General features: G+C 48.2%; 4 protein-coding genes and 1 tRNA gene. All 5 read left to right on the forward strand.

Translation table 11 applies throughout. From position 1 onward, the window contains the following. Nucleotides 1-624: YccF domain-containing protein (locus Q0140_RS03350; protein ID WP_297961881.1), on the forward strand; the 624-nt coding region annotated here is incomplete at its 5' end. A 258-nt stretch (nucleotides 625-882) separates the two neighbouring features. Next, nucleotides 883-959 (forward strand) — tRNA-Ile (locus tag Q0140_RS03355). A gap of 245 nt (nucleotides 960-1,204) precedes the next feature. Beyond that, nucleotides 1,205-2,515, forward strand: coding sequence for a dicarboxylate/amino acid:cation symporter (locus tag Q0140_RS03360; protein ID WP_297961884.1), 1,311 nt, complete (start codon nucleotides 1,205-1,207; stop codon nucleotides 2,513-2,515). 28 nt (nucleotides 2,516-2,543) lie between these two features. After that, the gene (locus Q0140_RS03365) at nucleotides 2,544-3,224 is read left to right on the forward strand and encodes an amino acid racemase (RefSeq protein ID WP_297961886.1); all 681 of its coding nucleotides are present in this window, start codon (nucleotides 2,544-2,546) and stop codon (nucleotides 3,222-3,224) included. Nucleotides 3,225-3,546: 322 nt separating this feature from the next. Further along, on the forward strand, nucleotides 3,547-7,504 hold a 3,958-nt coding region (gene dnaE, locus Q0140_RS03370), incomplete at its 3' end, for a DNA polymerase III subunit alpha (RefSeq protein WP_297961889.1).

Raw genomic sequence — 7,504 nt, forward strand, 5'->3', positions numbered from 1 at the left:
GGCGGTTGGATCTTGGCTATCTTAACTTATTTGTCGGGTTTAGTCCTTAACCATTTTAGTCGGACTGCTCCCGTGGGGTTAGGTCTTATGGAATACGGCAAATTTCTATTTTTGCCCTTTACTAGCGATATGTTGCGCAAAAATAAAAGCTCGCTTATCGTCGCCGCAAAGTCGCTGCAAAACTGCGAATATGACGTAACTCCCCAAAAAGTATCCGTAGCGAAGGTAATAGCTACGGTTTGTATCGTAGCGATTGCTTTGCCCGCAGTAGCGATTGCAGAACCGGGGCTGACTACTAGAGATGATGCGGAGATCTCTAAGTTGGCGACAAATTTAAGTACTGTTAAATACGATCTAGACGCTTACTATATCTCTCAGGGCAAATTCGCATCCGATTTTTCGGTTATGACGAATGTTCCGCTAGAGCCTAACGGAGAAAATTCCGCATATCTTAAAAGCACAAAGGGGGATAAATGCTTCCTAATCAGCGTGGATGGCGAAAAGAAAACGATCACTATCGCAAAAGGCCCTGATACCGAAAATAACATCTGCCGGGGAACGTATGAATTACCGGGCGTCCCTAAAATGTTATCGGAGCCTATTAGCGTGAAAAAAAGCTATTAATTCACACGATTTAAGGGCGAATTAGATTATGGCGGCGGATTTAAGAGCCCTGAAATTTTATATAAAATTTCGTCTTAAATTTACGTCGCCTTGTGCGCACGAAAGTGATCTACTCGGAAATCAGATAAAGTTGCGCACTTTGGCGTGAAATTTAGCCACTATTTGGGCGGGCCTAAGTTTCATAAAATTCTGCGGTTAGAATTTTAACGCCGTTTTAAGATTATTTTTGTAAAATCACATTTCTTTTTTACCGCTGGCGGGCTCATAGCTCAGTTGGTTAGAGCATCCGGCTCATAACCGGATGGTCCTAGGTTCAAGTCCTAGTGAGCCCACCACCACAAAATTTTTTGCTTTTCACTACATCAAAATCCGCAAAATTCTATAAATTTCATGCGTCGTTTTTCCTTTGAAATTCCGCTTCATAACTTCAAAAGACAAAGCTTGCCGCATAATTTCAGCTTTATGGTTAAGCTCGCGATTGAATTTTCAAATTTAACTTTCATTTGGCGACCGATTAAATTTTATTTTATGGCAAGTTGCGGTAGAATTCCATTAAAATTCTTAGTGCAGGGAGATGTCCATGTCAGAAAATCAAACGAAAAAAGGCGGAGTCTTAGCTTTTTATTTTAACTCAAGCTTGCTTTGGCGCATCATTATCGCTTTAGTGTTGGGCTCTGCGATCGGTATGTTACTACCTAAAAATATGCCGGTGGGCGATACCACGTGGGTGGCGATTTTAACGCCTTTGGGAGATCTTTTTGTGAGACTTTTAAAGATGATCATGGTGCCGATCATTATCTGCTCGCTCATCGTAGGCACGAGCAGTATCTCGCCCGCGCACCTGGGCAAAGTAGGCGTTAAGGCGATCATATTTTACGCTATAACTACGCTTTTTGCGATCGTCATCGGCCTAGCGTGTGCGTTTGTATTTTCTCCAGGTAGCGGACTTGATCTAAGCGATGCGTCCAAGGCTGTCGAAAAGGCAGCGAACGCGCCTAGTATGAGTAAAATTTTGCTTAATATAATTCCTACAAATCCTTTTGATTCCATAGCCAAGGGCGAAATTTTGCCGATTATCGCGTTTTGCTTATTTTTCGGCGTAGGGCTTGCGTTTTGCCGCGACAGTAGTGATGCTCGTATTAAAAATTCCGCTGATACGGTTTATAATTTTTTCGATGGAATGAGCGAGATTATGTTTAAGGTCGTGCATTGGGTGATGCAATACGCACCAATCGGCGTTTTTGCGCTAATGTTTGTAGTGTTTAATAAAAGCGGTATCGAGGCTTTCAGCTCGCTATTAAATGTCACGATTACCCTATACGTGGGACTTGCGATTCAAGTATTTGCGGTTTATTGCGTTATTTGTATGCTTATCGGAGTTAGCCCGATTAAATTCCTTAAAAAAGTGCGTCCGCCGATGCTTACGGCTTTTGTTACCCGCAGCTCCAACGGCACGCTTCCGATTACGATGCAAACCGCCGAAGATATGGGAATTCCAAAGGCGATCTACGGCTTTGTTTTGCCCGTGGGTGCTACGGTGAATATGAACGGCACGACCGTGTATTTGGGCGTGTGCACGCTCTTTATCGCTAATGCTTGCGGTATCGATCTAAACAGCAGCCACTACCTCACGATCATCATCACTTCGATGCTTGCGGCAATCGGAACTGCCGGAGTTCCGGGAGCTGGTGCGCTGATGCTGCTTTTAGTGCTCGAATCTATCGGCGTCAAGGTAAGTGGTAACGTAGCGATCGCTTATGGAATGATTTTGGGCATTGATGCGATTTTGGATATGGGGCGAACCTCGATGAACGTAACGGGCGATGTTGTCGCGTCGATCTACGTCGCAAAGAGCGAAAACGAAATGGATATGAGTAAGTGGGAGAATTAACCCAAGTAAAATTTAGAAAGGACGAGCTATGAAAAGAGTTGGAATTATCGGCGGAATGGGACCTTTAGCGAGTGCGGATCTGTATATGAAGATCATAGAAGAGACTGCGGCGAGCAGCGATCAAGAAAATATTCCGCTTGTAATCGATAGCTATCCGCAGATCGAAGATCGCACGGCGTTTATCTTAGGCAAAGGTGAAAATCCGCTTCCGCGCCTAAGCGAGAGCGCTGTTAGGCTCAAAAATGCAGGCTGCAAGGCGTTTGCGATGGCGTGCAACACGGCGCATTTTTTCGCAGACGATGTAGAAGCTGCGGCGGAAATCCCGCTAATTCATATCGCCGAGGTCACCGTAAAAGCGATCCGCAAAAATTATCCAAAAGCCCATAAAATAGCTGTGCTAGCCACTATTGGTACAAAAAAAGCTAAAATTTACGACGATCCGCTCAAAGAAGCGGGGCTAATCAGCGTGGATCTCGGCGAAGAAAATCAAGCGGTTTTGATGGATTGCATCTACAAAGGCGTTAAGGCGGGCAAGACTGCCGAATACGTGGGGGCTTTTGAGAATTTGCTAGGCAAAATCGATGCTGATATTTATGTCGTTGCCTGCACCGAGCTGCCGCTATTTTTGCCGTTAATCAAAAGCGATAAAATTTTCGTCGATCCTACTAGAGAGCTTGCTAAAGCGATCGTGGAATTCTCAAGATCGTAGAGCCGTAAAAGGCTTTGCAAGTGGAATTTTAAACCGCAAAATTTTACGATGATTTAAGTTATAGAATTTTGCGGAATTGCGTTAGCTCAAAATTCCATCGAGGCGGAATTTTATGATAGTGGAATTTCATCAAAGCATTTTAAGCTTAAAATTTTGTCAAAATTTAATCCGTAAGATCCAGAATGTAAAACCTCCGAAGTAAAATTCCGTAACAAAATTTACTCGTAAAATTTCACGCTGAAATTTAAGCTAAAATTCCATTAAATTTGACCGTTTCTAAAGCCCGAATTTAATATAATCTCCAAATCAAAAAAGGATCAAAATGAGCGACTACACCCACCTGCACCTTCACACCGAGTATTCGCTGCTAGACGGCGCGAATAAAGTAAGCGAGCTCGCCGAGCTCTTACAAAGCCGCGGCACCAAGGCGTGCGCAATCACCGACCACGGCAATATGTTCGGCGCGATAGACTTTTATCAGACGATGAAAAAGCACGGCATTAAGCCGATCATCGGCATCGAGACCTACCTGCACAACCACGACGATATCGGCGATAAAAGCGACCGCCAGCGCTACCACTTGATACTGCTTGCCAAAAATGAGACGGGCTATAAAAATCTAATGTATCTTAGTTCGCGCGCGTTTTTGGACGGCTTCTATTACTACCCGAGGATCAACAAAAAAATTTTAAAAGAGCACAGCGAGGGGCTCATCTGCTCCTCGGCATGCCTAGCGGGCGAGGTGGAATTTCATCTAAATAGAAGCGAGCGAAATTTAAAGCGCGGCGCGGGCGGCTACGAAGCGGCGAAAAAAGCGGCGCTTGAGTATAAGGAAATTTTCGGCGAGGATTTTTATCTCGAGATCATGCGTCACGGCATTGGCGAGCAGTTAAACGTCGATAAAGACCTCATCCGCCTCTCGCGCGAAATCGGCGTCAAGATCATCGCCACGAACGACGCTCACTACTCGCGCAAGGACCGCGCCAAGGCTCACGACGTCTATCAGTGCATCTCGATGGGCAAGACGATCAACGATGGCGACCGCCTAAAACACGTCGTTTCGGAATTTTACGTAAAAAGCGATGAGGAGATGAGGCGGCTTTTTGCGGATATCCCTGAAGTGATCGAAAACACCGCCGAGATCGTAGAAAAATGCAATCTGAAATTTGCTTTCGACAAGAAGGACTACGCGCCGACGCCGCCGAATTTTAAATTTACGATCGAATACGCCGCTAGGCTCGGGCTTTCGCTGCCGCAGCCCTCGGAGCGCTATAGCTTTGCAAACGATGATTTTTTATTCGATCATCTCTGCCGCGAGGGGCTTAAAGAGCGCCTTAAATTTATCGATCCCGCCAAGCACGAGATTTATCGCGAGCGCCTGGAAAAGGAGCTTGCCATCATCAAAAACATGCATTTTTCGGGCTATATGGTCATCGTGCAGGATTTCATCAACTGGGCGAAGGATCACGACATCCCGGTTGGCCCCGGTCGCGGCTCTGCGGCGGGCAGCATCTGCGCGTATGCGCTTCGCATTACCGACCTCGATCCGATCCCGTATAATCTGCTTTTCGAGCGATTTTTAAACCCGTCGCGTATCTCGATGCCCGACATCGACGTGGATTTTTGCCAGGCGCGCAGAGGCGAGGTGATCGACTACGTCATCGATCAGTACGGCAAATTTAACGTCGCGCAGGTGGCGACCTTCGGTAAGCTGCTCGCGCGCGGCGTCATCCGCGACGTGGCTCGCGTCTGCGATATGCCGCTTTCGCAAGCCGATAAGATGGCGAAGCTGATCCCCGACAAGCTCGGCATCACGCTCAAGCAGGCTTACGACGCCGAGCCGAAGCTGAAAGAATTTATCGACGCAGATCCGATCGCACAGCAGGTTTGGGAGTTTGCGCTGGATCTTGAAGGGCTCAATCGCAACGCAGGTATGCATGCCGCGGGAGTGGTGATCTCAAACGAGCCGCTGTGGAACAAAGCGCCGCTATTTAAGCAGGATAAGGGCGAGGATGCGCGCCTAGTAACGCAATACACCAAAAACTATCTCGAGGACGTCGATCTGATAAAATTTGACTTTTTAGGTCTAAAAAACCTCGATGTGATCGATAACGCCATCAAGCTCGTCAAGCGCCGCTATAATCGCGACATAGTTTGGGAGGAGATAGACTTTAACGATCCGCAAACTTACAAAACGATTCAAAGCGGCAACACGCTGGGGATTTTCCAAATCGAGGGCGCGGGCATGCAGGATCTGGCGATGAACCTGCGCCCGGATCGCTTCGAGGATATCATCGCGATGATCTCGCTCTACCGCCCTGGGCCGATGGATTTAATCCCCGATTTTATCAGGATCAAACACGGCGAGCTAAAAGCAAGCTATATTTTCCCCGAGATAAGAGAAATTTTAGAGCCAACATATGGCATCATCGTCTATCAAGAGCAGGTCATGCAGATCGTGCAGAAGGTAGGCGGCTTTAGCTTGGGCGATGCCGATCTGGTGCGTCGCGCGATGGGTAAGAAGGATGAGAAGAAGCTCGCTCACATGCGCGAGCAGTATCTAAGCGGCGCTAAAGAACTGGGCTTTGACGTAGCAAAAGCAGATGAGCTATTTGATCTGATTATGAAATTTGCCTCCTACGGCTTTAACAAATCCCATGCCGCGGCGTATTCGATGATCACCTTTCAAACAGCCTATCTTAAGACCTACTATCCGGCGGAGTTTATGGCGGCGCTGCTTACTTCGGAGGAGGGCAATACCGATAAAATTTCAAAGTATATCGACGAGGCAAGCCGTCTAGGCATCGGGCTTTTGCCGCCGTCGATCAATCAAAGTTTAAGGGGCTTTAGCGTCGTGGACGACGAAAACTCCAAATCGGGCACCTCGATCATCTACGGCCTCGGCGCGATTAAGGGCGTGGGCGGTGCCGCGATCGAGAATATCTTAGAGCTTCAAAGCGAGGCTAAATTTCAAAGCATCGACGATTTTGCTTCGCGCGTGGATAATTTCCGCGTCAATAAAAAGGTCATCGAGTCGCTGATCTACGCAGGCGCGATGGATTGTCTGGGCAAGAGTCGATTAGCGATGATTCAGAATATGGAAAATATCCTAGACGTGATGAAAAAGATCACCGAGATTAAAAAGGACGCCGCAAGCTCGCTTTTTGGCGAGGATGAGGATATGACGAGCGGCATGAGCGTAAGCTTCGTAGATACCGACAAGGAATTTCCGCAGGGCGAAATTTTAAAATTTGAGCAGCAGACCGTGGGCGTGTATCTCTCGGGGCATCCGCTGGATGATTATAAAGAGGAGATGGAGGGCATCGACTATACGCTATCCTCGGCGTTTAGCGAGATCGAGGGCGATAGCGCCGAGGTGCTTAGCGTGGGGCGGATCGAGGATCTGTCCACGCGCATGACGAAAACGGGCAAAAAAATGGGGATTTTAAACGTGCTTGATCTGCACGGCAGCTTCGAGCTCGCGGTGTTCGATAACGCGCTAAAGGCGATCGAAAACTTAAGCCCGCAGGAGCGGGAGCGCCCGTACGCCTTTATGATTAAAATTTCAAAAAGCGCGGTCGGCGGCGCGGCGTATCAGCTGTCGTTTCTTTCGATGATGAGCCTGCAAAACGCTCGAGATCCGAGCTTTCGCCCGCACGCGGGAGTATTTTTGAGCGAGAATCCACTCAAAGCCTACGCCGCGCAGCTTGGTGCGATCGCGCATACCAAATCGAACGAATTTGACGAACTGGTGGGCGATGAGGACGCGAGCGTTAAAATTTTGTGCGTCGGCAAGATCGAAAACGTCCACACCCGCACGACCAAATCGGGCAAGCAGATGGCAAATCTCACGGTGCTCGATCTTGCGGGCAGCTTCGAGATGAGTGCGTTCGGCGATATTTGTGATGCGGTCACTACGCTAACGGACGCGGAGCTGGAGCGCCCGATGGCGTTTTTGGCGCGGCTTAGCAAAAATACATCCCCTTACGGCGGGAAATATCAAATTTATCTGGATGAAATTTTAACCCTAGATGCCGCGCAGAATATCGACGGCTACGCACCTAGCAAGGTGCGAGGCTTCGGTGGTAGGGAGCGTGAGGGCTTTAGCGGCAGCAATTTCGGCTCCAGCAGAAACTTTGGTGGCGAACGAGGTGGCAGCTTTGGCGGAGGAAATTTTGCTGAGCGAAGGGGCGGGTTTACTGCGGAGGATCCCGCCCTTAAGGCGCGCAAAGAGCGCGAGACGCAGCGCAAAAACGCGCAGGATTTCGAGTTTGAGCTAA

This window comes from uncultured Campylobacter sp., from assembly GCF_938045405.1.
GTDB lineage: Bacteria > Campylobacterota > Campylobacteria > Campylobacterales > Campylobacteraceae > Campylobacter_B.

Bases quoted from the DNA above. Each gene is read 5' to 3' on its own strand.
- Q0140_RS03360 (WP_297961884.1), top strand. From the start codon at position 1,205: ATGTCAGAAAATCAAACGAAAAAAGGCGGAGTCTTAGCTTTTTATTTT.
- Q0140_RS03365 (WP_297961886.1), top strand. From the start codon at position 2,544: ATGAAAAGAGTTGGAATTATCGGCGGAATGGGACCTTTAGCGAGTGCG.